Consider the following 24136-nt stretch of genomic DNA (forward strand, 5'->3'; position numbering starts at 1 on the left):
TCCAATACGGTGATTTTAATCACCGCTTTGCTAAATCGGGCTTTCAATCAAGTCAAACTGTGATTTGTTAGGCTTTGTTATAAAAAACAAGGGGAATGACGATGAAAATATTGAACGCAGCGTTGATTGCATGCGCGCTGGCCACCATCGGAGCGGCGACGGCTGAAGCCCGTGATCTGACGGTCGTGTCCTGGGGCGGCAACTACCAGGACGCCCAGCGCAAAATCTATTTCGAGCCGTTTGCAAAGCAGACCGGAAAGCCGGTGCTGGATGAGAGTTGGGACGGCGGCTACGGCGTGCTTCAGGCCAAGGTGAAAGCGGGCGTTCCAAACTGGGATGCGGTCCAGGTTGAGGCCGAGGAACTTGCGCTTGGCTGCGCGGACGGCATTTACGAAAAGGTCGACTGGGACAAGCTCGGCGGCAAGTCCAAGTTCTTGCCCGCTGCCGTCAGCGATTGCGGCGTCGGCGCGATCGTTTGGTCGACCGGAATTTCCTACGATGGCGACAAGCTCAAACAAGCGCCGGCATCGTGGGCCGACTTTTGGGACACGAAGAAGATTCCCGGCAAGCGCGGACTGCGCAAAGGCGCGAAATACGCGCTTGAATTCGCCTTGATGGCGGATGGCGTGGCCGCCGATCAGGTTTACTCCGTTCTTGCCACCCCGGAAGGCGTCGACAAGGCCTTCAAGAAACTCGATGAGCTGAAGCCGAACATTGTCTGGTGGGAGGCCGGAGCACAGCCGCTTCAATTGCTCTCTTCAGGAGAGGTGGTAATGACGACTGCTTATAACGGTCGTATCAGCGGTTTGAACAGGTCCGAAGGCAAGCACTTCGGCTTTGTGTTTCCGGGCAGCATCTATGCTATCGACAGTTGGGTAGTGCTGAAGGATAGTCCGAACAAGGACACGGCGATGGACTTCATCGCCTATGCCAGCAAGGCGGACAACCAGTCCAAATTGCCCGAATACATCGCCTACGGACTTCCCAACATCGAGGCGGGCAAACTCGTGCCTGCAAAATTCCAGACCGAGCTTCCGACTTCGCCGGACAACCTCAAGGGAGCGATTTCCCTGGATGTTGATTTCTGGACCGACAATTCCGAGGCTCTGACGCAGCGGTTCAATGCCTGGCTCGCGCAATGACTTTGTTCTGCATGAGCGCTTAGACATAGGCGGTCCTGCCTTCGCCGTCGTGACGAGCAGGCTCGTGGTTTGTCGGAGCCGCCGCCGTTGCGCATTGCTTCCCAAGAGCTGAGGTGATCGACGTTGAGCAATCCATTCATCCGCTTGGAGGAGGTCAGCAAATCCTTCGGGCTCCTCACCGTTGTCGAGGGACTGAATCTTGAGATCGGCAAGGGGGAGTTCATCAGCCTGCTTGGTCCGTCCGGTTCTGGCAAGACAACAATACTCATGATGCTTGCGGGTTTCGAGAATCCGACAAGCGGCGCAATCTGGGCGGGCGGCAAACGAATTGACCGTTTGCCGCCCCACAGACGCAATATGGGTGTCGTCTTCCAGAATTATGCGCTCTTCCCGCACATGACGGTGTCGGAGAACGTCGCCTTCCCCTTGAAAATGCGCGGCCTCCCGCGTGCGGAGGTGACCGAGCGTGTGCGAAGAGCGCTCGATATGGTGCAGCTTGGTTCACTTGCCGAGCGGCATCCGTCACAGCTCTCGGGCGGACAACAGCAACGAGTTGCCTTGGCACGTGCCCTGATCTTCGAGCCTGAAGTGGTCTTGATGGATGAGCCGCTCGGCGCGCTGGACAAGCAACTGCGCGAACAAATGCAATTGGACATCAGGGATCTGCATCGGCGGCTCGAGCTGACGATCGTCTTTGTGACGCACGATCAATCGGAGGCGCTGACGATGTCGGATCGCATCGCGATTTTCAATCGCGGAAAAATAGAACAGATTGGCAAACCCTCGGATATCTACGACCATCCGAGCACGCAATTCGTCGCGGAGTTCATTGGCGAGACAAATCTGGTCTGGGGTTCCGTACAAAGCATCGAAGGCGGTACGGCCCGTGTCCAGTTGCCCGGCGGCCAGCAGGTTTTCGTTAAAACAGCCACGGACCTTCGTCCAAACAGCAGTGTTTGCCTGTCGATAAGACCCGAGCGGATAAAGGTGGGACGCCGGGAGGCTGCGGGAAACAACATCACCGCCGCCGTCTCCGATATCGTCTATCACGGGGATCATTTGCGGCTGGTTGCACGGAGCGACAGCCAGTCGCTGATCGTCAAGACGGACCGCAGCCAGCCCACGCTTTCGATCGGTGAAGAGGTGCAACTTTCCTTCCTGTCGTCCGATTGCTGGGTGGTCAGCCCGTGAATCCGCCAAGGCTCAGCAAACAGGTGATTTCCCTGGCGCTTGTCGCGCCGCTGTTGCTGTTCCTTATTGTTTTTTTTGCGTTGCCGCTCGTCACGATGATGAAGTCCGCTGTGTCCGACCCAGTGGCGGCACGCACACTCCCCGCCACCGCGAGATCGGTTTCGAGCTGGGATCGCACCAGCCCCCCAACCGTTGAAATGCAAGCTGCTTTCGTTGCCGACCTGCGCCAGATCAGCGACGACCAATTGTTCGGTGATCTTATCCGGCGGCTGAACAGTGCCAAATCCGGCTTTCGCACCTTGATGCCCAAAACACGTAAGGCTGCTTTGGACACTGCCGGAAGCATTGATCTTGTTGCGCTGGACAAGCGATGGGGTGACATTTCCTACTGGCAGGCCGTCAGCGCGGCAGCATCTTCGAGAATCACAGACCGCAATCTTTTGGCAGCAGTTGATCTGCAACGGGACGCGTCCGGCGCAATTGCCTCTCTTCCGGCTGATACTTCGGCGAACAAGGCCATAATGCTGCGGACGTTTGTGATGGCTTTGACGGTGACAGGGGCGTGCGTTTTGATTGGTTTTCCCTTTGCCATGATCGCTGCCTCCGTCGATGGCTGGAAGCGGCAATTGTTGCTGGGTGCGGTGCTGTTACCGCTCTGGACGTCACTGCTGGTGCGAACCGCGGCATGGTTCATCTTGTTGCAGGACCGGGGGCTGATCAATTCGGTCTTGATGCAATCGGGCGTAACGTCAAGTCCGATACCGCTGATCTTCAACCGAGCCGGCGTCATCATCGCCATGACCCATGTCCTGCTTCCCTTCATGGTGCTTCCGATCTTCAGTGTGCTGATCGGTATCCCCAAAAACCTGATGCCGGCCGCGGCGTCGCTGGGCGCTCATCCCGTCAGGGCATTCTTGAATGTCTTGCTGCCGCTCGGGCTGCGCGGCGTCGTTTCTGGTTCGCTTCTGGTATTCATGAGCGCGCTCGGTTACTACATCACGCCCGCCTTGATCGGCGGTGCGAAGGATCAGATGATCAGTTCGGTGATCGCCTACTACGCCACGGGCGCGGCCAACTGGGGCATGGCAGGGGCGCTTGGACTGGTCCTCCTGGCGGCCACGATGATCCTCTATGCGATATATCTCAGGCTTTCGTCAGAACGGGAGACGAGTCCGTGAACGTGTTGCGTTTTTCGAAACTGATTTTCGGTTCTGCGACCGTCTTCTTTCTGATCGCACCGCTGATTGCGATCCTGCCGCTCGCTTTCACCGACAGTGTCTTTCTCAACTATCCCATTCCAGGTTACTCAACCCGATGGTTCGTTGAGCTGTTGACCGCCAGTGTGTGGCAGCGGTCCATCATCAACAGCCTCATCATCGGTTGCGGCACCACCGCGCTTGCGACATTCCTGGGAACCGTTGGTGCCCTCGGACTGCGGGACAAGCAGCTTTCGCTTGTCCTTACGACCATCAAGACGATTTTTCTCTTGCCGATGGTGGTGCCGGCAGTGGTGCTGGGCGTCGGCATGCAGCTCATGTTTGCTCGATATGCTTTGACCAACACCTATCTTGGGGTGATCATCGCCCACACTGTGGTGGCCGTGCCCTTTGTCGTCGTCAACGTCCTGGCGGTATTGCAGGGGATTGATCGCCGGTTGGAGCAGGCGGCAGCCAGCCTCGGTGCAGCACCCGTTACGGTGCTGAAACAAGTAACCTTGCCGCTGGCGCTCCCCGGTATCGTATCTGGGGCTGTTTTCGCCTTTGCGACGTCGTTGGACGAAGTCGTGCTAACGCTGTTTGTGGCGGGCCCAAACCAGCGGACGCTAGCACGGCAAATGTTCTCGACGATACGGGAAAACATTAGCCCCGCGATCGCGGCCGCGGCCTTCGTTTTCATTGTCGGCACGATGTTGATTGCGATGGTTGTGAACTTTTCGCGAGGTACCAAACGGGCGAATGGATAGCCATCGTTAGGCAATGGGCTTTGTCGCAAACCCTTCGGTAAGGGAGCGTAATCTATGTATCTCCGGTGAAACTTCGGAGACATTGGATGTTCAAAGGGCGTCATTTCGATCGATCGGTCATTCTGCTGTGTGTGCGCTGGTATCTTGCCTATGGGCTGAGCCTGCGCGATCTGGAAGAAATGATGCAAGAACGCAATATCCATGTCGATCATTCCACTGTGCATCGATGGGTATTGCGCTTTTCGCCGCTATTGCTTGAACGGTTCAACAGGCGCAAACGCGCTGTGACCCACAAATGGCATGTCGACGAGACATACGTCAAAGTCCGGGGCAAATGGATGTACTTCTACCGGGCGATCGACAGCGTTGGCGATACGGTCGAGTTTTTCTTCAGCGAACACCGCGATCTTGCTGCGGCAAAGCTGTTCTTCAACAAGGCTCTCAACCGTCATGGCCGCCCTGATCGCGTCGTCATCGATGGCAGCCAGACAAATCGGGAAGCAATCCTTTCCTGTGATACGACCGACAGGCTGAAGGGCGGATATGGCAGGAATGAACAAAACCCGATCACGATCAGGTCGAGCAAATATCTCAACAACCGAATCGAGCAGGACCATAGAAGGATCAAACGCCGCATCCGGCTGATGCTCGGGTTCAAGACGCAGAAGACTGCTGATATCATTCTGTCCGGGATCGAACTGGTCCATATGACGCGCAAACGACAGGCGAGATTTGCCTATAATCCAGCACCAACACTTGCAGAACAGTTTACGGTCCTTGCTGCATAGTGGTGGAGCGAAGGCTCTGGTCATTTCCACCGATCACGTAAAAATTTGCGACGGAACCTCTCCGAGACAGTCTTAAGACGAAAGCGGTGTCAGTGGCAACAGGTGATGGGTGACGGCGCCGGAGCTCCGCCTTTCTGCTTGACAATCTTCCTACTAGAAGGTAGATAAATTTATGAGCAATCTTTTGATGACATCCGACGAAATCCTGGCCTCTGCGCGAACACTAATCATGAGCGGAGGATATAACGGCTTCAGTTATGCCGATATTGCTGGAGTCGTCGGGATCCGCAAGGCCAGCATCCATCACCATTTTCCGAGCAAGGTCGATTTGGTCCGCACGCTTGTAACGCGATATCGTGAAGATGCCGAGGTGGCGGTGGCGGGTCTGGAGCAAAACGTACAGGACCCCCTCGAGCTGCTCAAGACCTACGCTGGCCACTGGGCCAAGTGCATTGAGGACGCAAGCAGGCCCTTTTGCGTGTGCGCTCTGCTTGCGAGTGAACTGCCAGCGCTGCCGCCGGAAGTCGCGCTGGAGGTGAAGGCTTTTTTCCGCTTTCTCTCGACATGGCTGATCTCAGTCATGGAACGAGGCTCCAGGGAGGGAGCTTTGAACCTGTCAAGCCAACCTCGCGTTGAGGCCGAGGCGTTCATGGCGTCCGTCCACGGAGCCATGCTCTCAGCGCGGGCCTACGGGACCCCGGAAGTGTTCGCCACCATTCTGGCGCCCACCCTGCAGCGGCTGTCACCAACCGGCGCTCATTAAGCTTGGGACGAACTAAACCGCCCCGAGCGACAACTGTCGTTTAGAAAAACTACCAACCAGTAGGAAGAAAATCAGATGATCAAGAACATTCTCCCCGCGCTCATGCTGGGGCTATCCGGTATCGCGTCGACGGCTATTTTAGCGTCGCCAGTACATGCCGAAGATAAGAAGGCCGAGCAGGTCCATGTCCGGGGCAGCATCGTCAGCTACAGTGCGTCCACCCTCAAGGTGAAAACGCGCGAAGGAGAGACCGTCGATGTCGCTCTCGCCGACGACTGGAAAGTTTCCAGCGTGGCAAACGCAAAGGTAACTGACATCAAGCCTGGCGACTTCGTTGGGATCGCATCTCTGCCGAAAGAAGGCGGTGGTGACGGTGCGCTTGAAGTGCTCATCTTCCCGCCGGCACTGAAAGGTGCAGGTGAGGGCAGCTACGGTTGGGACCTTAAGCCTAACAGCAACATGACCAATGCTAGCGTGGCAGATGCAGTTAAGGACGTCGACGGCCGGACGGTCACCGTTTCCTATCATGGCAAGGAAAAGAAGATTTCCATTCCGGACGGCACGCCGGTCGTGACCTTTGCTCCGGCGACCAAGGACGATCTCGTTCCCGGCGCCGTCGTCTTCGTACCTGCCGAGAAGGCTGCAACCGGCACCATCGCACATCAGGTCCTTGTCGGTAAGAATGGCGTGGTTCCGCCCATGTGAGCCACGTCGTCCCCGGGCGGCTCGGCCCACCGGTTCGACCTGCGATTACTACGGCGCATACGAAGACCCGCTGGCATTTCTTGTTTGCCTGGCTTTTTCTTCTCAACGGCATCCTTTACGGCGGCTTTAGCGTGCTGAGCGGCCGTTTTCATGACCTCACTCAACAGTAGGACAGATATCTCTATGGCCCACCACCACACTACCGTCGCTTCTCGCGAGAAGGAGCAGTGGCTGACGCGATACTATTTCGCGCGAACAGCGTTTTCTGCCGTTTGGGTCGCAGCTGCGTTGACTGCCAGTCGCCAGTCGTTTTCGGTGGCGGCCGCCTTGCTGATCATCTACCCTGCCTGGGACGCCGCCGCCAATTTCGTTGATGCATCGCGTAATGGCGGGCTGGGCAATAACCGAACACAGGCAATTAATGTCGCCGTCAGTTCCGTCATGACGGCCCTCGTCGTCGTTGCGCTCTCAATGAGCATGAATTGGGTTCTGGGCGCTTTTGGTCTCTGGGCCATCTTCTCGGGTCTCTTACAGCTTGGCACGGCCCTTCGCCGCTGGAGGACAATTGGTGGCCAGTGGGCAATGATCCTCAGCGGCGGCCAATCCGCTGTGGCGGGCGCATTCTTCATCGCTCAGGCGCGAATGCTCGAACCGCCTTCCATTGCTAATATTGCGGGGTACGCTGGCCTCGGCGCCTTCTATTTCCTCGTATCGGCAGTATGGCTAAGCGTAAGTCACATGCGGCGGAAGACTGCCTGACTTAGCGGGGGGAGAGCGGGTTCTCCAGCTCGCTGACTCTATGATTAACGGGAGGATAATATTGCCCGACGTCCTTCTGTCCCAAGGCTGACATTCGAAAGCTAAACACCCGTACTGCTGATTATCGATCGTAGAATTTTTGGTACGCACGGGAGTCAACAGAAAAGCTTCTCATCGGAATTTTCAAAGGTAGGGTTGCAGATAGCCTTTGCGAAGCTTTTCCGAACAAGGTCTTGTAAACAGTCGCCGGCATAATCGCATTTTGAGAACAGCTCTATCTTTTGTTGTCCGGCGGTCCGATACGTCCCCGGTTCCGAACGAGAGACACATTGCCAAACAAAGTTGGCTGTAGTGAATGCGGGTAGTAGCTCGCCATATTGCGTGCTACGTCGACCCGCCCGAATTGAAAATCGAGCTCGTCAGCCATAGGCTCAGAATCTGACTTTTCCGTCGACGCGTCCAACGAAAAAAATGAAACGGATTATCGATTCATCAATTTTGATGATTGGGCTTGCCGGGACAATGTGAAGAGCACTAGGCACAGGTCACAGAAGTGGTTCGTTCCTGTTTCGTGCTTCGAAAATCGCATAATGCCTCATCGGGAACCGCACTCACTAAGGTACAAGAGCGAACATAGCGGCTCGGATTTCCTATGAATTCACGAACGAATTGGTAAACGTCTGATTTTCGACTACAGCACTATTGGTGCCTCAATCCCGAGCAAACCGATCAGCCTGAGAGTAACCGCTGCGGATTTGGAGTTTTGGCCGTTGTACGGCGTCAATTTTCTTGCCTTCTCGCTGGGCTGAAACGTATGAGTAGACTTGCAGGTTCGGTCGCTTTGCCGAATCGCGGAAACAAGGACTTCTCGTAGCGTTCAGGCATGGCAGTCTTGCGCGGCGAAGCAGAATATGCAGGGGCGGTGCCCCTGTCGCTGTGGAGTGACCGGGCGATGGACGTGATGCGTCACGCTGACGCCAGCTCGAAGGTGGGAGCAGCTGATTGCGCGCAAAACACGTACATCGGTCCGGTACTCTCCGATCTAGAATACGGCGACGCAGTGCGTGTTGGCCGTATCCATCCCGTTGGTTCAAAAAGGAGCAACTGCAATGAACATTCACATGACCGTCAAAGGCGCGCTTCTCGGCTTAGCCGCACTTTGTCTTGCCAGCGCCGCCGGGGCCGACCAGCTTGCGGATATCAAGGCGGCCGGCAAGATCGTCACTGCCACCGACATGCACTACGCGCCATTCGACATGTTGAACAACGGCACCTATGAGGGCATGACCAAGGACTTGTTCGATGAGGTTGCCAAGGAAATCGGGGCCGAGCCAGTGTATCAGGATATCCCCTGGACTGCCGAGCTGCCGGGACTTGAGGTCAAGAAGTTCGACATCGTGATCGCCCCGGTGACCATTACGCCGGAGCGGCTGGAGCGTTACGGCTTTACCTTGCCTATTGCTGATGCAACCGTCTCGCTGCTCAAGGCCGCGAACAACAGCGAACTTACCAAACCTGAAGACATCAAGGGCAAGACCGTCGGCGTCCAACAGGGCACCGCGCAGTTCAAGCAGCTTGAGGCCTATGGCCAGAAGCTGGGCGGTGTGACGATCAAGGAATACGGCACCACGGACGAAGCTTATGCCGATCTCGCCGCCGGCCGCCTAGATGCGGTCGCGGGGTCACTTCCAAACCTCACCTATCTTGTGAAGAGCCGCCCGGAGAGCTTTGCTCTCTTCACGCCAGCCCAGTTCGGTGAACCGAAATATTTCGCATGGGTGGTGCGCAAGAATGCAGATAGCGAAAGCTTCAACAAGGCCATCAACGATGCGATGATCAAGATGACCGACGACGGCCGCGTCAAGGCTATCCAGGAAAAGTGGCTGGGCAGCTATACCGAATTGCCCCGCGAAGTTCCGGCCAAATAAGTCGCTCGCGGGCGGAGGTGGCTCCGCCCGCGCGCTTGGGCATAGTGAGGGTGGATGTTTTCCCTAGCGGTATTCTTTCAAAGCTTCGGGCCGTTGTTCTGGGCAGCGCGATATACACTGCTGATCTCGGTTCTGGGCATCGGGTTGGGTGTTGTGATTGGCACGCTGATTTGTGCCGCTCGCCTGTCGCCGTACCCGCCACTGCGCCGTTTTGCGGCCATTTGGGTAAGTTTCTTGCGCGGCGTGCCACTGCTGGTGCAATTGCTGGTGTTCTACTATGCCTTGCCGGTTATCGGCCTGGACGTGCCAGCAATGGTCGCCGCCGTGGTGACCGTGGGCATCTGCGCCAGCGCTTATATCTCCGAAATCTGGCGTGGCGCGATCGCGGCGTTACCGAAAGGACAAGCGGAGGCCGCGGTCGCCATCGGCATGACGCCCGTCGACGTATGGACCCGGGTTATCCTTCCACAAGCCGTGACGCTTTCGCTGCCGGCGTTGATCAATGAACTCATCTTGCTTGTGAAGGCGTCTTCCTTGGTTTCGGTCGTCGGGATTCTCGAAATCACTCGCGCCAGCCAAGCGCAGGCCGCCACCACCTTCCGTCCGCTTGAAGTCTATATAGCGGCGGCCTGCATCTATCTGCTGATCAATCTGTGCCTGGCGGCGCTGGGACGTTATCTCGAACACAGGACGGCCGTCTGATGGAATGGAGCGTTCTGCAGCAATACGGCCCCTCGCTGCTGAAGGGCTTTGGCAATACCATCCTATGCTGGGCGCTTGGCACGGTCTTCGGCATGGCGCTTGGCCTCGTCATTGCGCTCATTCAACGCTATGCGCCACGCTGGGTGACATGGATCGTCCAGGCCTATATCGAAGTGATCCGCGGCACGCCCTTCCTCGTCCAGTTGTTCGTGCTCTACTATGGCGGCCCACTCGTCGGCCTGCGCCTTGACGCGCTGCCTGCGGGCCTGCTGGGTCTGACGATCTATGGCAGTCCCTACTTCGCGGAGATATTTCGTTCGGGCTTCCGCGCCGTACCCGATGGCCAGATCGAGGCGGCCCGTGCGATCGGCATGTCCGAATCGGATATCGTGCGACGAATCCTACTGCCTCTGAGCCTGGTCTCTGCTCTGCCAGCGCTGGTAAATTTCTCGATTATCCTCACCAAGGAAACGGTCATTCTGTCGATTATAACGGTTCCCGAACTGCTGTATCAGGTGCAGCGCATGTCCGCCGAAACCTTCCGCTACGTGGAGGCAAACCTGGTACTGGCGTTGTTCTTCTGGGGCCTGGTCGAGACGATCTCGCGCGTCGGACTCAGATTGGAAGCGCGCATCACGAAACATCTGATCGAAAGGACGTAAGATGCTTGCTGCGTCATCAGTCGAAATGCGCAAGGTCAACAAGTACTACGGCAAGTTTCAGGCGTTGAAAGACATCGATCTATCGATACTGCCGGGCAAGGTCACCTGTCTCATTGGCCCTTCGGGTTCGGGAAAGTCGACCCTCCTTCGCTGCATAAATTTCCTTGAGGAGTATGATTCCGGTGAAGTCCGCATTGACGGTCAGCTTATCGGCTATGATGCGCCTAACAAGAAGATGTCGGGCCGCAGGCTCCGCGAGATGCGCCGATCGATCGGCATGGTGTTCCAGCAGTTCAACCTCTGGCCGCACATGACCGCTAAAGAGAATGTGGCTGAGGGGTTGATCCGCGTGCGCCGAATGTCGAAAGCCGATGCGGATCGGCGTGCCAGCGAGGCGCTGGCCAAGGTTGGGCTGGCAGACAAGATCGCAAGCCATCCATCGCGGCTTTCCGGCGGTCAGCAACAGCGCGTTGCAATTGCCCGCGCAATCGCCATGGAACCCAAGCTGATGCTTTTCGATGAGCCGACATCCGCGCTTGACCCGGAGCTTGTGGGCGAGGTGCTGAGCGTAATGAGGACGTTGGCCGGCGAGGGGATGACGATGGTGGTTGTGACGCATGAAATGGGTTTCGCTGCCCATGTTGCCGATCAGGTGGGCTTCATGGAAAAAGGCGAACTGGTCGGCGTGGACAGCCCCGATCGCATCCTGCATCGTCCCGAGGACGCGCGTATTCAGTCGTTCCTGCGTACCTATCACGAGCGCAACAGCTTCTGAGTGTGAACGAGCATCAAGGCTTCCCAGCTGAGGCTGACGTCCCGTCGGCTTGCTTCCACGGGCGACGTCACCACACATGATCAGCCAGCGAATGAGCGAATTCAGCTGACGAGAAGGTCAAGAGCGTTCCGGCCGAATACTGACAGTGCCTTTTTGGTGGAAATGAGCGAGGAATTTGAGTCCATCGCGGCAGTTCGTGATTGTGACCTTTTGGGTACATTAAGAATCGGGCCAGCACTCCCGTTATCGGCATTTTCAAAGGAACATGTGTGGACGCCCCGCCGGATGCAAGCAGAATCTTACGGGTGGCGATGAACAAAGTGGTCGGGTGCTGACGTGTGTCCGGCCTCGTGTTGCGGCCATCAACGCCGCGGGCCCATATGGGAGTGCGCGGATCAGGTCCAACTCGGTTACTCGCACGCGAAGTGCATGTTCCTTTTCGTGGTTTTCCTGACCCCGTCTCATTGACCGTTTGTCCATATCCTCCATTCGACCTGCCTCCATCCGCAATGGCAGTCAGATTAACCTTTCTGCCAGAGCTGATCTCATGCGGCTGCTACCTCGTAGCGACCGCCCTTTGTCATCAGCGCCCAAGCGATGCGTGCCATTCGATTGGCAAGTGCCACGATGACAAGCATGGGCGGTTTTCTCCCGATCATCCGCGACAGCCACGATCCTTCAGGACAGCCACGGCGTGCGGCCCAGCGCACGACAGTCGCGGCTCCATTGATTAACAATCGCCGCAAATCCCGTTGCCCCATTTTCGAGGTTTTCCCAAGGCGGGCCTTGCCACCAGTGGAATGCTGCCGCGGTGTCAGCCCCATCCATGCCGAGAAATCCCTGCCACGGGCAAAGGTCTCCAAAGGAGGCGCCAAAGCTTCAAGAGCCGTCGCAACGATCGGTCCAACGCCGGGGATCGTCATCAGCCGTCTGGCGACATCATCCTGTTGTGCTCTCCCGGCGATCTCCTGATCCAGTTCCCGAATCCTGTCGATTAGCGAGCGCAGCGTGGAAACAAGGGCCAGGCACGGAAGGCGTGCTGGCTCCGGTAGCGCGGAGTGGGGATCCTCAACATCGGCGATCAGTGTGCCGACATGTGCCGATCCTTGTGGCACCACCACCCCGAACTCGGCCATGTGGCCGCGCAGGGCATTGATAATCTGCGTCTTTTGCCGCACCAGCAGATCGCGTACCTTGAAGACAGCGGCGGACGCCTGCCGGGTTTCGCTTTTAACCGCCACAAAGCGCATGGTCGGGCGCATTGCAGCTTCGCAAATCGCCTCCGCATCCGCAGCATCGTTCTTTTGCCGCTTGACGAAGGGCTTTACATATATCGGCGCGATCAGCCGAACCGTGTGTCCGAGTTTCGCAATCTCCCGTCCCCAGTGGTGGCTACCGGCACAGGCCTCCATCGCCACTGTGCACCGATCGATCGTCGATAGGAACTGCAGCAGCTTGCCACGCGATATCCTTCGGCGAAGGCTCACCGAGCCGTCCGCGCAAGCTGCATGCAGCTGGATGGTATTCTTGGCCAGGTCCAGGCCGACTATGCTAATCTTTTCCATGGACGCTTCCTCTCTTGATGGTTCCAACACAACCATTCTGGCACATGATGCCGTCCGAGTGGGGGCGTCCACCCCATCGGTTATCGATGGGTATCGATTTCGAACAGTGCCGGTAGGAAAGACGAGCGTCTTAAACGATTTCATTTAGAGTTCACCGATATTTCCGGAAACTGTTGCACCTCCTTGATGAACGAAATGAGAGCTCGATCGCTGACCATGACTGCCGCCCGGTCCGGATGTACCCATATTCTCGTGCGTTCGCCTTGCTCGGGCCATTGCCACAATTGCTCGCAGACCGCCAAGGCATAAACTGAAACCCTGATCTGGATAGACATTCTTGAAAGCTCTTTCCAGTAAAGTATTGTCCAATCGGATGTTTCGAGACCGTGCCGAGAACGCCCGCCTCTTCCCTGGCCTCCTGCGCGGCAGCCTCTGCGTCGCTCCGCCCCTTCATTCGCCATCCTTTGGGAAAGATATAGCGTTTGGTACGTCGGGTTGTAATCAGGAGAATTTCGACCTGCCCATCGTCCCCGATACGGTAGGGTAGGGCGGCGACCTGCGGCATGAACCCTTTCTTCCCCGGGCTTTGGACATTACGCAGTTCTCTTTTGGGCGACATCTCGTTCTCTGATATTGGTGACCAATGTGGCCTGAAGTTTAACAACCGGCGAAAGGTTCACTATGGTCAGATTCTACTTATCCGTCTAACCAATTTCGACGCTTCTGGTTCCGAATTTGCCTTAGTCCGATTGAAGTGGCGGGCTGATCCAGCTATGACGGAACAGGCCGCCGCGGATCGGAAGGTCACCAATGGGAATGTGCCTGTTATGTTGAAGTGGTTTCGTGCTTTATTGCCACGTGAAGACCGCTTCTTTGACCTTTTTGCACAACATTCGCGTGTTGTCGTCGAGGCAGCCAATTCCCTCAAAGCCCTTCTCGCCGGTGAAGGTGACATCGAACGTCACTGCGATCGCATCATCGAACTTGAAAACGAAGCCGATGAGATTACGCGGGAAGTGTTGCTTGCCGTGCGCCGCAGTTTCATCACGCCATTCGACCGCGGCGACATCAAGGATTTGATACAGTCGATGGACGATGCCATCGACATGATGCACAAGACAGTCAAGACAATACGGCTTTTCGAGCAGAGCAGTTTCGATCCTCGCATGCGCGAAATGGGGGTTCTTATCGTCGATGCAGCGGGCCTGATTGCGGAGGCAATTCCACTTCTCAACCGCGTCGGCACGCATTCGGCCCGGCTCAGTGCTATTGCCGAAGAAGTCGTGCGCGTTGAAGGTCGAGCCGATGATCTGCACGATGAAGGGCTGAAAGATCTTTTCCAACGCTACGGCAAGTCCGATTCCATGGCCTATATCATCGGCAGCGAGATTTATGGCGAATTGGAAAAGGTGGTCGACCGCTTCGAGGACGTCGCGGACGAGATCAGCGGCATCGTGATCGAGAACGTTTGATGGACACAGCGCTCAGCTTTCCCCTGCTGGCGGGTCTGATTGCGGTCGCCTTGTTCTTTGATTTTCTCAATGGCCTGCACGATGCCGCCAATTCGATCGCCACCATCGTCTCCACGCGCGTGCTTCGCCCTCAATATGCGGTTCTATGGGCGGCCTTCTTCAATTTCATAGCGTTCCTGTTCTTCGGTCTGCACGTTGCCGAGACCTTGGGGACCGGCATTATCGATCCCAATATCGTTACACCACGGCTGATCTTTGCCGCGCTCATCGGAGCGATCATCTGGAACATTGTCACCTGGGTATTCGGGATTCCTTCAAGCTCGTCCCACGCGCTTGTCGGTGGTCTCGTCGGTGCAGGCCTTGTCAGAGCTGGCGGAGACGCCATCGTCTGGACCGGGCTGTTAAAAACGGTCGGCGCCATCTTCATGTCGCCGATGATCGGGTTTTTCCTGGCGCTTTTGCTCGTGCTTATTGTTTCCTGGATTTTTGTCCGGCAGACACCTTTTGGTGTCGATCGCACATTTCGTGGTCTGCAATTCATTTCCGCCTCGCTGTATTCCCTCGGCCATGGCGGCAATGATGCACAGAAGACGATGGGCATCATTGCGGTATTGCTGTTCTCGCAGGGCTATCTCGGGACTGAGTTCAGTGTTCCGTTCTGGGTCGTCATTGCCTGTCAATCGGCGATGGCGCTGGGCACACTTTTCGGCGGGTGGCGTATCGTTCACACGATGGGATCCAAAATCACCAGGCTCAATCCGATGCAAGGGTTCTGTGCTGAAACTGGCGGCGCACTGACGCTGTTCGCCGCAACATGGCTCGGCATTCCCGTCTCTACAACCCATACTATCACGGGCGCTATTATCGGTGTCGGCGCAGCGCGGCGTGTCTCGGCGGTGCGCTGGGGACTGGCCAGCAATATCGTCATTGCCTGGCTGATAACCATGCCGGCAGCCGCAATCATTTCAGCATTCTTTTATGTCGTTGCCGGGTTTACCCTGTAATCTTTCTGCAGAATGACAGGCCACTATTCGTCAAGGCCCCTAGTTGTAGCTGTTTATCAGACAGTGAAAACGGGTTTCCTTTTTTAAGCCCAAAGTGTTTTGTTCCGGATGGATTTTCTCCAGATCAACGGTGCGTGGAGATTGACGGATCGGATCTCTTCATTGGCCGGCTCGCGTTGCAGCCACGCGATGCTGTTCTCTACGATCTCGTTGACCGGCTGGCAGAACGTCGTCAGTGCATAGGACGCCCATGCGGATTGTTCGATATCGTCAAAACCGACAACGCAAAGGTCTTCCGGGATGCGCAGCCCAAAATCGTGACGTGCGCCATCCATCAGCCCGAATGCCATAAGATCGTTGACGCAAAACACCGCATCCGGTCGCGTGGATTCGGTAAACAGTGTCTGGGCGATCTTACGACCGCTTTCATAGACTGTGTTGCCGTGCCGAGTGACTGTCACCTCAAGCCCGAATTCTGCCGCGGCTGCAACAAAGCCCCGTTCTCGCGCCATCAGGCTTGGCGTTCCAACTTCGGAATTGGCGAAGGCGAGGTGGCGGCATCCAGCGCGCAAAAATGCATTTACCGCCACTCTCGCGGCACGGCCATCATCAAGGTTGATGCGGAAGGGACCATCGATATCATCATCGCGGTTGATCAGGACAATTCGCTGCCCGCTATCGAGACAAAGCTTGGTTATGGCCTTGTCGGGTAGGCCGGAAAGCAGAATAGAGGCATCGGCGCGGTAATTCAGGGTCTGGCGCAGCGCGGCATCGACGCTGCCGTCCGAACGATCCGTATTGATGAGCATCGAGATCTTGCCGGCCTTCTGCAACTCATGGGTGAGGGCGCGCACCAGCCGGGCGCGGTAGGGTGTATCCAGCTCCGATACGACGAGGCAGACGATGCCACTCTCACTGCGCATCAGGCCGCGCGCCAGCTGATTGACATGGTAGCCGAGAGCCTGCGACGCCTCCATCACCTTTTGGCGGGTCTCGTCCGAAACGCTGGCGCCGGGCGTGAATGTACGCGATACGGCGGAGCGGGAAACCCCCGCCCGCTTCGCCACATCGTCGGCGCTGACAAATGTCTTGTTCACTCGCTTGATTCCGCCGATTAACTGTCTCCCTCCGCTCATCTTGCACGCGTTTGCGGAAACCTGCAATCCACTCTTCACATTAAATAGAAGCGATTAAAGTTGTAGGCCGACTTGACAGGTTGTCCCACTATATGAAATCTTTGCACACGCTTGCAAAATGGCGTGCGGCATGGAGGTGCCGCTTTTTTCAGGGAGGAAAATCATGCGTTCTGGATTCGCACTCGCTGCCGCTTTTGCTGTTGGTCTTCAGATGATGCCAACCGAAGTGCGCGCTGCGGAAAATCTCAATCTGATCTGTTCGGCCGATGTCGTCATCTGCGAGTTGATGGAGGGCATGTTCGAGAAGGAAACCGGTATTCAGGTCAACATGGTGCGCCTGTCGTCGGGCGAGACCTATGCGAAGATCCGCGCTGAGGCGCGCAATCCAAAAACCGATATCTGGTGGGCCGGTACCGGTGATCCGCATTTGCAGGCGGCTTCCGAAGGGCTGACGCAGGAGTACAAGTCGCCCATGCTCGACCAGTTGCAGGATTGGGCGAAGAAGCAGGCTGAGAGTGCCGGCTACAAGACTGTCGGCGTTTATGCCGGAGCGCTTGGCTGGGGCTATAATACCGAGATCGTCAAGAAGAAGGGTCTGAAGGAAGCCAAATGCTGGGCCGACTTGATCGATCCGTCCTTCAAGGGAGAAATACAGATCGCTAATCCAAATTCATCCGGCACGGCCTACACGGCACTTGCTTCCCTTGTGCAGATCATGGGCGAAGACAAGGCGTTCGACTATTTGAAACAGCTCAATGCAAACGTTTCCCAGTATACGAAGTCGGGCTCTGCGCCGGTCAAAGCGGCAGCGCGCGGTGAAACGGCGCTCGGTATCGTGTTCATGCACGACGCTGTCGCGCAGATTGCCGAAGGCTTCCCGGTAAAGGCAGTCGCGCCTTGTGAAGGTACGGGCTACGAAATCGGATCAATGTCCATCATCAAAGGCGCGCGCAATCTGGATGCCGCCAAGAAATGGTACGATTGGGCGCTGACCGCTGAGGTTCAATCGCACATGAAGGACGCGAAATCGTTCCAATTGCCTTCGAACAAGTCCGCTACCATTCCACCTGAAGCGCCGAAATTCGAGGACATCAAGCTCATCGATTACGACTTCAAGACCTATGGGGACCCGGCCAAGCGCAAGCAATTGCTTGATCGCTGGGACAAGGAGATTGGCGCGAGCGCCAATTGACCGCTCGCTTCTGATGCACGGTATGTCCGAACCAATTGTTCGGGCATACCGGCAGCGCAAGCAATTATCTTTCATGAAGACGGCGGGTGGCGTGATGGGACGTAGCGACCGGAGGTTGAATATTGCTCTCGGCATCGGGGTCACCGGTTTCGCCCTCGTGCCGTGGTACAGGATCGAAAGCGGTTTTTTCAACCTCGATTGGCTCGGCAATTTTCCTACTGGTTCCGCAGAAGCGCCCGGGCTGTTACAAATTTTCCAGTACGGCCGCTGGAGCCTGGCGATCATTGTGCTGTTCTTCGTTGCTGGTTTGGGCGCGCGGGCCTTCAAGGTTTCGCAGCTCCGTTCAAATCTACTGATCACGGCGGGCGCAATCGGTATCGCCTTCCTCGTTCTGCAAGGTCTTGCGATCGGCTCCACCGCCTGGACCTGGACAATCAGTGATACGCTGTTCGGGCCCTTGGCGGATGGGCAATCATCCATGGGTGCCGGGGCAGGGCTCGTCGCGTTGTCCTTTGTCCTGATGGTTTCCTTCGGCCTCGCCGAACGCGGCGTTCTCAGGGGCGATGCCTTCGTCGTTGCTTCGATCGCGCTGCTTGTCTTCCTTGTCAGCATTTTCGTGTTCTATCCGGTCGGCAGTATGTTCGTGGGCGCGTTCCAGAGCTTCGATGGGTCGTTCGATCCCTCCGGATTTGTCCGCAACATTCAGGACCCCTCGATCTGGAGTCTTGATTGTGTCGTTGGTGGCAATCGCTGCGGCATTGCCTGGCGCACGCTGCTTCTCGCGATCCTTGCCGCCTTCGGCTCGACCTTGCTCGGACTTTGCTTTGCTCTGGTCGCCACCCGCACGCGTTTTCCCTTCAAGAAAGGTCTGCGGCTACTGACGATCCTGCCGATCATCACACCACCTTTTGTTATTGGTCTCGCACTTATCCTTCTTTTCGGCCGCGCCGGTGTGGTGACACAGCAGCTTTCCGATCTTTTCGGCATCGAGCCCGGGCGCTGGCTTTACGGCCTGACCGGTATCTGGATCGCGCAGGTATTGTCTTTCACGCCCATCTCGTTTCTCGTGCTCATCGGTGTCGTTGAGGGTGTCAGTCCGTCGATGGAGGAAGCGTCGCAAACCCTACGCGCGGACCGCTGGCGCACATTCTGGAAGATATCGCTGCCTTTGATGAAACCCGGGCTCGCGAACGCGTTTCTGATCGGATTCATCGAAAGCATGGCGGATTTCGGCAATCCGCTGGTTCTTGGCGGCAGCCATGGTGTGCTGTCGACAGAAATCTTCTTCGCCGTCGTCGGCTCACAGAATGACCCGTCACGGGCCGCCGTACTGGCAATCATCCTTCTGACCTTCACGCTCTCGGCGTTCCTTGCGCAGCGTGTGTGGCTCGCCGGGAAGAACTTTGCGACCGTCACCGGAAAGGGCGACTCTGGTGCGCATATTGCTCTACCGCGGTCGCTATCGATCGGTGTGCACGCCATTGTTATACCCTGGATCCTGTTCACGCTCGTCATCTACGGCATGATCTTGTTCGGCGGGTTCGTCCGTACCTGGGGCCTCGATAACACGCTGACCTTTGAACATTACCAGCGCGCCTTCTCATTCAGCTTCGAAAATGGTGCTATCGCCTGGACCGGTGTCGCATGGAATTCCTTCTGGACGACCATCAAGATCGCACTGATCTCGGCACCGCTCACCGCAGTCGTCGGACTGCTCACGGCCTATCTGATCGTTAGGCAGCGTTTCGTCGGTCGCAATGTCTTCGAATTCGCCCTGATGATGAGCTTTGCCATTCCCGGCACAGTTATCGGTATCAGCTACATCATGGCGTTCAACTTGCCGCCGCTGGAAATGACCGGCACGGCCCTGATCCTTGTTGCCTGCTTCGTCTTCCGCAATATGCCCGTCGGCGTGCGCGGCGGTGTGGCGGCGATGAGCCAGCTCGACAAGAGCCTTGATGAGGCATCGCTGACCTTGCGTGCGACCAGCTTCCGGACAATCCGTAAGGTCATTCTGCCGTTACTTCGTCCGGCGATCGTTGCCGCTTTGGTTTATTCCTTCGTGCGGGCGATCACCTCGATCAGCGCCGTCATATTTCTGGTCAGTGCTGAGTACAATATGGCGACCTCCTACATTGTCGGCCTTGTCGAGAACGGCGAATACGGCGTTGCCGTGGCGTACTCTTCCGTGCTGATCGTTGTCATGATCGTCATCATCACCTGTTTCCAGCTACTGGTAGGAGAACGGAGACTGCGCCGCGAGAACCGCGTTGCGACCGCCTTCGTTCCATCTGCCGCACCTCAAGAAAAGGCCGTATCATGACGACAAATCTTACTGGCTCTGTTAATTTCACCAATATCAAAAAGCAGTTCGGAACCTTCACCGCCATCCACGATCTGTCGCTAGATATCGAGCCCGGAACGCTCGTGACTTTGCTTGGCCCGTCAGGCTGCGGCAAGACGACGACATTGCGCATGCTTGCGGGACTTGAGCACCCGACTTCGGGACGCATCCTCATCGGCGGCAAGGATGTCACCATGCTTCCGGCGAATGAACGCGATGTCTCGATGGTGTTTCAATCCTATGCGCTTTTCCCGCACATGTCGGTGCTGGAGAATGTCGCCTACGGACTTGAATCGTCGAAGATGAAAAAGAGCGAGGCGCGCGAGCGGGCGGAAGAAGGGTTGAAGCAGGTTGGTCTGGCCGGCTATGGCCAGAGATTGCCAGCGGAACTCTCCGGCGGCCAGCAGCAGCGCGTTGCCGTCGCCCGTGCACTGGTGCTTGAGCCGCAGGTGCTGCTCCTCGATGAACCGCTTTCCAATCTGGATGCTCGCCTGCGCCGCCGCGTGCGCACGGAAATTCGCGAGTTGCAACAGAGGCTCGGCTTCACCGCCGTTTATGTCACGCATGATCAAGAAGAGGCACTTGCGGTTTCGGACCGGATCATCGTCATGCAGGACGGTGTCGTTGCCCAGCAGGGTTCACCACGCGAGCTCTACGAGGCTCCGGCCTCCTCCTTCATCGCCGACTTCATCGGCGAGGCCAATGTAGTGCCCTGCGAAGTTCTGCGCAGTGATGGGGGGCAAGCGATCATCCGCGTTGCCAGGCTCGAGCATTCGGTTCCTGGTCGCAGCGCCCGCCCGGGACCCGCCAAGATTGCCGTGAGACCCAATGCGATAACACTGGAAGCGGCCGAGAGTGGGGCCTTTCCCGGAAGCATCAGGCACGCCGCCTATCTCGGCGACCATGTGGAGTATGAAGTCGAAACTGAGGCGGGCACGCTTTTCGTAGTGGATCCAGCTGTCGACAGGAACCTCGCGCCTGCCACCACTGTCAGCATCGGGTTTCATCATCGCGGCATCGCCATCATCAACAATTGAAGCCTGCATTCATACCGAAGGAACTAACATGACATCGCATGTCGCCGCTGATCTTCAGGATCGCTTCGCCCTGGCTCAGAAGATGGCAACCGAGGCCGGAGCAGCAGCTCTCGCCCATTTCAACGCGCGCGAAGGGCTGATCATCGAAACCAAGGCCGATCCGCACGATGTTGTTTCGATTGCCGACCGCGAAGTGGAAGAATTGATCCGCGCACGCATCGCTGCGGCCTTTCCGGGTGATGCGGTTCTCGGCGAAGAATATGGCGTCAGCTCAGGCACATCCGACTATACCTGGGTCATCGATCCGATCGACGGCACCAGCCCCTTTGTCAACGGCATGCCGACATGGTGCATCTCTATTGCTGCCTTGCGCGGGGAGGAAATAGCCATCGGCGTTATCTACGTGCCGTGCAATGAAGAGCTCTACGCTGCAGCCGATGGTATGGGTGCTACACTGAACGGCAAAACCCTGAAGCTCGATGCCAGCCGCACCATCCGCAACGCGGTGACAGGCATCGGTGCCAACAACCACGTGACACCGGCTGCGGTTGCCTCCGTCGTGGAAAGGCTGCTCGACGCGGGCGGCAATTTCATCCGCAATGGTTCTGGCGCCTTGATGCTGGCCTATGTCGCCGCTGGCCGGCTCGTCGGCTATTACGAACCATACATGCATGCCTGGGATTGCATGGCGGGCTATTGCCTCGTCAAGGAAGCTGGTGGCTGGCATCTTCCCTTCCCGGTCAAGGGCGACGACCTGACCAAAGGATCGCCGGTGCTTGCCGCCGCTAACGGGGCTGTGAGCGATCTGCGTGCGATCGCCGGGCTCTAAACTTGCGTCCCTCGCGGGTATGACGCTCGCTCTGCCTGGAACGTTTGACATGCACTTATTTGTTCGTTCGCAAGGCGCGTTCAGCTTTTTCACCGCGTCACCCTGACAAAAGCCAGCACCTTCCTGTCAGACCGCTAACACAGAGAGCGTCGTTTCCCGTCTGGCCGTCACACGGCCAAAACCCGCCGCCTGTAAGTCCAGTCCGTCAACGAAGCCTCGATGAATCATACCGGGTCGTGTGCACTGACGTAATCATTCACTGCTTCAGGAAGAAGCAGCATTTGCGAGCGACCTGTTCATGATAGATGTGTGATAGCAAAATCTATCATGAATGTTTTCGTCCCGGCTTCGCTGTGTCTTCTACCAGGATGTATAAGGTATCGGGGACTTGATTCATGCCGAAGGAATGGATTTTGGGTACGAGCGATCAGAATGATATGGCATTGCTGCAGTCGATAATTTCCGAAAGCCCGTTGCTATCTCCAATCCTGCATGATTGGGAGAAATTAGCGCTTCCCGACTGTTGGCTCGTGGCCGGCGCGATTGCGCAGACGGTCTGGAACCATTCCTTTGGCCTTCCCGCGACACATGGCATCGCAGACATCGATATCGGTTACTTCGATGCTGCGGATCTTTCGGAGCGCGGCGAGGCGGAACACCGTTCTCGAATTCGAGCCGCGTTTTCGCACTTGCCTGCCTGGATCGACGTCAAGAACGAAGCCAGGGTGCATCTCTGGTACGAGGCCAAGTTTGCTTGCTCCATCGAGCCGTACACCTCGGCGACCGACGCAATTACAACGTTCCCAACAAGTGCGACGGCTGTCGGGCTGCAGCCTCGCCCTGAAAAATGGGAATTGTGCGCGCCGTACGGAACTTCCGATTTGCTCGGTCTGATCGTGCGGCCGAACAAGAAGCAGATCACTCGCGAAATCTACAAGCAAAAGTCAACCGGCGGATAGCTGTTTGGCCAGAACTCACGGTGATAGATTGGGATGAATAATCCCCGGAATGCTACCGATTTTTTGCGATGCTGGCGACTGTGCTTGAGGAACGGGACGTCGTATCTCACGTAGCGAGCAATGACTTATACTGATGTTCCTAACCAGAGAGCGTTGCAAAGGAAAACAGTTTGCTCATTTCCGGCCACTTCCGAGCAGTCTTGCAGGCAGTCTTGGTCACAGTGCTCTGGTCGAGCTCTTGGGTCCTGATAAAAGAGGGCCTTAACGACATACCACCCTTAACGTTCGCGGGCCTGCGTTATGTACTTGCAGCTGCATTCCTCATTCCAATTGCAATTCACCGGTCAGGGCTGGCTGCCGTTCGCCAAATCACGCAACATGATTGGGGATATCTCGCGATCTTTGGGATTGTTCAGTATACGCTGACCCAGGGTGCGCAGTTCCTGAGCCTGACCTATTTGCCCGCGACAACGGCCAGTCTCCTTCTGGCCTTTACGCCTGCACTGGTCGCGCTGTTGGGAATAGTTATTCTTCAGGAACAGCTCAGCAGGATTCAATGGGCTGGAGTAATAGTTTTCTTGGCAGGTGCGTTCATCTATTTCGGTCCGGTTCGCCTATCCGAAGGCGAGCAGTATGGGCTGCTAATTGGAGCGCTTGGAGTGCTTGCAAATGCCGCGCAACAGCTGCTGGGGCGTCATATCAATCGTGCCCAGATGCTCTCAGCCCTTCCTATTACAGCGATCTCAATGACCTTTGGATCTGTTATCCTTCTGGCTGCCGGAATTGCCTCCGAAGGCTTTCCGTCCATAGCTTTCAAATCCTGGGCGACAATAATCTGGCTTGCCGTGATCAATACAGCCTTTGGGTTTTGGCTGTGGAACCACACACAACGGAGCCTGCTTGCTGTGGAATCGAGTGTGATCAACAACACGATGCTGATTCAAATTGCGCTTTTGGCATGGATTTACCTTGGTGAACGCCCGACCCTGGTTCAATTAACCGGCATTGGCTTGGCATTTCTAGGTGCCCTTGTTGTTCAAATTGTTGAAGTGCAAAATGCTCGACGCCGGAGTCCGTCGGGCCGGTCTTTGTGACGACGTCAAAATGTGAAACCTGATGGGTCTTGACGTCGCTTGGTGTCGTCGGCACGGAGGGCATTGCGTTGGTCCGCTACGCAAACCGGACCTGCGTCGCCGGCCACCCCAACTCCAAGCGCTTCA

24 protein-coding genes are annotated in these 24136 nt (G+C 56.7%); 20 read left to right on the forward strand and 4 right to left on the reverse strand.

What is annotated here, in order from left to right:
- Positions 1 to 101: 101 nt before the first annotated feature.
- From ACSQ3H_RS29725 to ACSQ3H_RS29760, 8 genes are all read left to right on the forward strand, one after another.
- Entirely contained in the window at positions 102 to 1142 is a 1041-nt protein-coding gene (locus tag ACSQ3H_RS29725) for an ABC transporter substrate-binding protein (RefSeq protein WP_436120630.1), read from the forward strand.
- Positions 1143 to 1265: 123 nt separating this feature from the next.
- Complete coding sequence (locus tag ACSQ3H_RS29730; protein WP_436120631.1) at positions 1266 to 2333, forward strand: ABC transporter ATP-binding protein; 1068 nt, start codon at positions 1266 to 1268, stop codon at positions 2331 to 2333.
- Between the two features lie 95 nt (positions 2334 to 2428).
- Entirely contained in the window at positions 2429 to 3511 is a 1083-nt protein-coding gene (locus tag ACSQ3H_RS29735; protein WP_436120826.1) for an ABC transporter permease, read from the forward strand.
- Positions 3508 to 4296 (forward strand): ABC transporter permease, encoded by a 789-nt coding sequence (locus ACSQ3H_RS29740; RefSeq protein ID WP_436120632.1) that lies wholly within the window; start codon positions 3508 to 3510, stop codon positions 4294 to 4296. The genes ACSQ3H_RS29735 and ACSQ3H_RS29740 overlap by 4 nt, the downstream gene beginning before the upstream one ends.
- Before the next feature lie 86 nt (positions 4297 to 4382).
- Entirely contained in the window at positions 4383 to 5084 is a 702-nt protein-coding gene (locus ACSQ3H_RS29745) for an IS6 family transposase (protein WP_436120633.1), read from the forward strand.
- Positions 5085 to 5256: 172 nt separating this feature from the next.
- A complete protein-coding gene (locus tag ACSQ3H_RS29750) occupies positions 5257 to 5847 on the forward strand; it encodes a TetR/AcrR family transcriptional regulator (protein WP_436120634.1) in 591 nt (196 codons plus the stop codon).
- A 75-nt stretch (positions 5848 to 5922) separates the two neighbouring features.
- Positions 5923 to 6552, forward strand: coding sequence for a hypothetical protein (locus ACSQ3H_RS29755; RefSeq protein WP_436120635.1), 630 nt, complete (start codon positions 5923 to 5925; stop codon positions 6550 to 6552).
- A gap of 183 nt (positions 6553 to 6735) precedes the next feature.
- Complete coding sequence (locus tag ACSQ3H_RS29760) at positions 6736 to 7311, forward strand: DUF308 domain-containing protein (protein WP_436120636.1); 576 nt, start codon at positions 6736 to 6738, stop codon at positions 7309 to 7311.
- Positions 7312 to 7585: 274 nt separating this feature from the next.
- On the opposite strand, the gene ACSQ3H_RS29765 is transcribed toward ACSQ3H_RS29760, so the two are convergent.
- Entirely contained in the window at positions 7586 to 7738 is a 153-nt protein-coding gene (locus tag ACSQ3H_RS29765; protein WP_436120637.1) for a WGR domain-containing protein, read from the reverse strand.
- A gap of 682 nt (positions 7739 to 8420) precedes the next feature.
- Between ACSQ3H_RS29765 and ACSQ3H_RS29770 the strand changes: the two genes are divergently transcribed.
- Genes ACSQ3H_RS29770 through ACSQ3H_RS29785 form a run of 4 tightly spaced genes read left to right on the forward strand, consistent with a single transcriptional unit; the run spans position 8421 to position 11378 of the window.
- A complete protein-coding gene (locus tag ACSQ3H_RS29770) occupies positions 8421 to 9239 on the forward strand; it encodes a transporter substrate-binding domain-containing protein (RefSeq protein ID WP_100001857.1) in 819 nt (272 codons plus the stop codon).
- 54 nt (positions 9240 to 9293) lie between these two features.
- The gene (locus tag ACSQ3H_RS29775; RefSeq protein WP_100001856.1) at positions 9294 to 9941 is read left to right on the forward strand and encodes an amino acid ABC transporter permease; all 648 of its coding nucleotides are present in this window, start codon (positions 9294 to 9296) and stop codon (positions 9939 to 9941) included.
- Positions 9941 to 10603, forward strand: a complete 663-nt coding sequence (locus ACSQ3H_RS29780; protein WP_436120638.1) for an amino acid ABC transporter permease — start codon at positions 9941 to 9943, stop codon at positions 10601 to 10603. The genes ACSQ3H_RS29775 and ACSQ3H_RS29780 overlap by 1 nt, the downstream gene beginning before the upstream one ends.
- A 1-nt stretch (position 10604) precedes the next feature.
- Positions 10605 to 11378, forward strand: a complete 774-nt coding sequence (locus ACSQ3H_RS29785) for an amino acid ABC transporter ATP-binding protein (protein WP_100001854.1) — start codon at positions 10605 to 10607, stop codon at positions 11376 to 11378.
- 545 nt (positions 11379 to 11923) lie between these two features.
- On the opposite strand, the gene ACSQ3H_RS29790 is transcribed toward ACSQ3H_RS29785, so the two are convergent.
- Positions 11924 to 12943, reverse strand: coding sequence for an IS110 family transposase (locus ACSQ3H_RS29790; RefSeq protein WP_436120639.1), 1020 nt, complete (start codon positions 12941 to 12943; stop codon positions 11924 to 11926).
- Between the two features lie 140 nt (positions 12944 to 13083).
- Entirely contained in the window at positions 13084 to 13278 is a 195-nt protein-coding gene (locus tag ACSQ3H_RS29795; protein WP_436120640.1) for a hypothetical protein, read from the reverse strand.
- 492 nt (positions 13279 to 13770) lie between these two features.
- Here ACSQ3H_RS29795 and ACSQ3H_RS29800 point away from each other — a divergent pair, with 492 nt between their 5' ends.
- Both ACSQ3H_RS29800 and ACSQ3H_RS29805 read left to right on the forward strand, forming a co-directional pair.
- On the forward strand, positions 13771 to 14415 hold the full coding sequence (locus ACSQ3H_RS29800) for a DUF47 domain-containing protein (RefSeq protein ID WP_436120641.1): 645 nt from the start codon (positions 13771 to 13773) through the stop codon (positions 14413 to 14415).
- Positions 14415 to 15419 (forward strand): anion permease, encoded by a 1005-nt coding sequence (locus ACSQ3H_RS29805; protein WP_436120642.1) that lies wholly within the window; start codon positions 14415 to 14417, stop codon positions 15417 to 15419. The genes ACSQ3H_RS29800 and ACSQ3H_RS29805 overlap by 1 nt, the downstream gene beginning before the upstream one ends.
- A gap of 83 nt (positions 15420 to 15502) precedes the next feature.
- On the opposite strand, the gene ACSQ3H_RS29810 is transcribed toward ACSQ3H_RS29805, so the two are convergent.
- Positions 15503 to 16555, reverse strand: coding sequence for a LacI family DNA-binding transcriptional regulator (locus ACSQ3H_RS29810; protein WP_436120643.1), 1053 nt, complete (start codon positions 16553 to 16555; stop codon positions 15503 to 15505).
- A 163-nt stretch (positions 16556 to 16718) separates the two neighbouring features.
- Here ACSQ3H_RS29810 and ACSQ3H_RS29815 point away from each other — a divergent pair, with 163 nt between their 5' ends.
- From ACSQ3H_RS29815 to ACSQ3H_RS29840, 6 genes are all read left to right on the forward strand, one after another.
- Positions 16719 to 17747: an ABC transporter substrate-binding protein gene (locus tag ACSQ3H_RS29815; protein WP_436120644.1), complete on the forward strand. Its 1029-nt coding sequence runs from the start codon at positions 16719 to 16721 to the stop codon at positions 17745 to 17747.
- Positions 17748 to 17841: 94 nt separating this feature from the next.
- A complete protein-coding gene (locus ACSQ3H_RS29820; RefSeq protein ID WP_436120827.1) occupies positions 17842 to 20070 on the forward strand; it encodes an ABC transporter permease in 2229 nt (742 codons plus the stop codon).
- Complete coding sequence (locus tag ACSQ3H_RS29825) at positions 20067 to 21128, forward strand: ABC transporter ATP-binding protein (protein WP_436120645.1); 1062 nt, start codon at positions 20067 to 20069, stop codon at positions 21126 to 21128. The genes ACSQ3H_RS29820 and ACSQ3H_RS29825 overlap by 4 nt, the downstream gene beginning before the upstream one ends.
- 28 nt (positions 21129 to 21156) lie before the next feature.
- The gene (locus ACSQ3H_RS29830) at positions 21157 to 21957 is read left to right on the forward strand and encodes an inositol monophosphatase family protein (protein WP_436120646.1); all 801 of its coding nucleotides are present in this window, start codon (positions 21157 to 21159) and stop codon (positions 21955 to 21957) included.
- Between the two features lie 395 nt (positions 21958 to 22352).
- Positions 22353 to 22916 (forward strand): nucleotidyltransferase family protein, encoded by a 564-nt coding sequence (locus tag ACSQ3H_RS29835; RefSeq protein ID WP_436120647.1) that lies wholly within the window; start codon positions 22353 to 22355, stop codon positions 22914 to 22916.
- A gap of 170 nt (positions 22917 to 23086) precedes the next feature.
- Positions 23087 to 24010, forward strand: a complete 924-nt coding sequence (locus tag ACSQ3H_RS29840; protein WP_436120648.1) for a DMT family transporter — start codon at positions 23087 to 23089, stop codon at positions 24008 to 24010.
- Positions 24011 to 24136: the final 126 nt, after the last annotated feature.

The sequence above is a fragment of the Phyllobacterium sp. LjRoot231 genome, assembly GCF_964253365.1.
Classification (GTDB): domain Bacteria; phylum Pseudomonadota; class Alphaproteobacteria; order Rhizobiales; family Rhizobiaceae; genus Phyllobacterium.

Excerpts from the sequence above, each read along its gene's own strand:
- ACSQ3H_RS29755 (WP_436120635.1), top strand. The coding sequence starts at position 5,923 with ATGATCAAGAACATTCTCCCCGCGCTCATGCTGGGGCTATCCGGTATC.
- ACSQ3H_RS29780 (WP_436120638.1), top strand. The coding sequence starts at position 9,941 with ATGGAATGGAGCGTTCTGCAGCAATACGGCCCCTCGCTGCTGAAGGGC.
- ACSQ3H_RS29805 (WP_436120642.1), top strand. The coding sequence starts at position 14,415 with ATGGACACAGCGCTCAGCTTTCCCCTGCTGGCGGGTCTGATTGCGGTC.
- ACSQ3H_RS29760 (WP_436120636.1), top strand. The coding sequence starts at position 6,736 with ATGGCCCACCACCACACTACCGTCGCTTCTCGCGAGAAGGAGCAGTGG.
- ACSQ3H_RS29810 (WP_436120643.1), bottom strand. The coding sequence starts at position 16,555 with ATGAGCGGAGGGAGACAGTTAATCGGCGGAATCAAGCGAGTGAACAAG.
- ACSQ3H_RS29745 (WP_436120633.1), top strand. The coding sequence starts at position 4,383 with ATGTTCAAAGGGCGTCATTTCGATCGATCGGTCATTCTGCTGTGTGTG.
- ACSQ3H_RS29725 (WP_436120630.1), top strand. The coding sequence starts at position 102 with ATGAAAATATTGAACGCAGCGTTGATTGCATGCGCGCTGGCCACCATC.
- ACSQ3H_RS29825 (WP_436120645.1), top strand. The coding sequence starts at position 20,067 with ATGACGACAAATCTTACTGGCTCTGTTAATTTCACCAATATCAAAAAG.
- ACSQ3H_RS29800 (WP_436120641.1), top strand. The coding sequence starts at position 13,771 with ATGTTGAAGTGGTTTCGTGCTTTATTGCCACGTGAAGACCGCTTCTTT.
- ACSQ3H_RS29815 (WP_436120644.1), top strand. The coding sequence starts at position 16,719 with ATGCGTTCTGGATTCGCACTCGCTGCCGCTTTTGCTGTTGGTCTTCAG.
- ACSQ3H_RS29775 (WP_100001856.1), top strand. The coding sequence starts at position 9,294 with ATGTTTTCCCTAGCGGTATTCTTTCAAAGCTTCGGGCCGTTGTTCTGG.
- ACSQ3H_RS29770 (WP_100001857.1), top strand. The coding sequence starts at position 8,421 with ATGAACATTCACATGACCGTCAAAGGCGCGCTTCTCGGCTTAGCCGCA.
- ACSQ3H_RS29795 (WP_436120640.1), bottom strand. The coding sequence starts at position 13,278 with ATGTCTATCCAGATCAGGGTTTCAGTTTATGCCTTGGCGGTCTGCGAG.
- ACSQ3H_RS29820 (WP_436120827.1), top strand. The coding sequence starts at position 17,842 with ATGGGACGTAGCGACCGGAGGTTGAATATTGCTCTCGGCATCGGGGTC.
- ACSQ3H_RS29785 (WP_100001854.1), top strand. The coding sequence starts at position 10,605 with ATGCTTGCTGCGTCATCAGTCGAAATGCGCAAGGTCAACAAGTACTAC.
- ACSQ3H_RS29830 (WP_436120646.1), top strand. The coding sequence starts at position 21,157 with ATGACATCGCATGTCGCCGCTGATCTTCAGGATCGCTTCGCCCTGGCT.
- ACSQ3H_RS29765 (WP_436120637.1), bottom strand. The coding sequence starts at position 7,738 with ATGGCTGACGAGCTCGATTTTCAATTCGGGCGGGTCGACGTAGCACGC.
- ACSQ3H_RS29790 (WP_436120639.1), bottom strand. The coding sequence starts at position 12,943 with ATGGAAAAGATTAGCATAGTCGGCCTGGACCTGGCCAAGAATACCATC.
- ACSQ3H_RS29735 (WP_436120826.1), top strand. The coding sequence starts at position 2,429 with ATGATGAAGTCCGCTGTGTCCGACCCAGTGGCGGCACGCACACTCCCC.
- ACSQ3H_RS29750 (WP_436120634.1), top strand. The coding sequence starts at position 5,257 with ATGAGCAATCTTTTGATGACATCCGACGAAATCCTGGCCTCTGCGCGA.
- ACSQ3H_RS29835 (WP_436120647.1), top strand. The coding sequence starts at position 22,353 with ATGCCGAAGGAATGGATTTTGGGTACGAGCGATCAGAATGATATGGCA.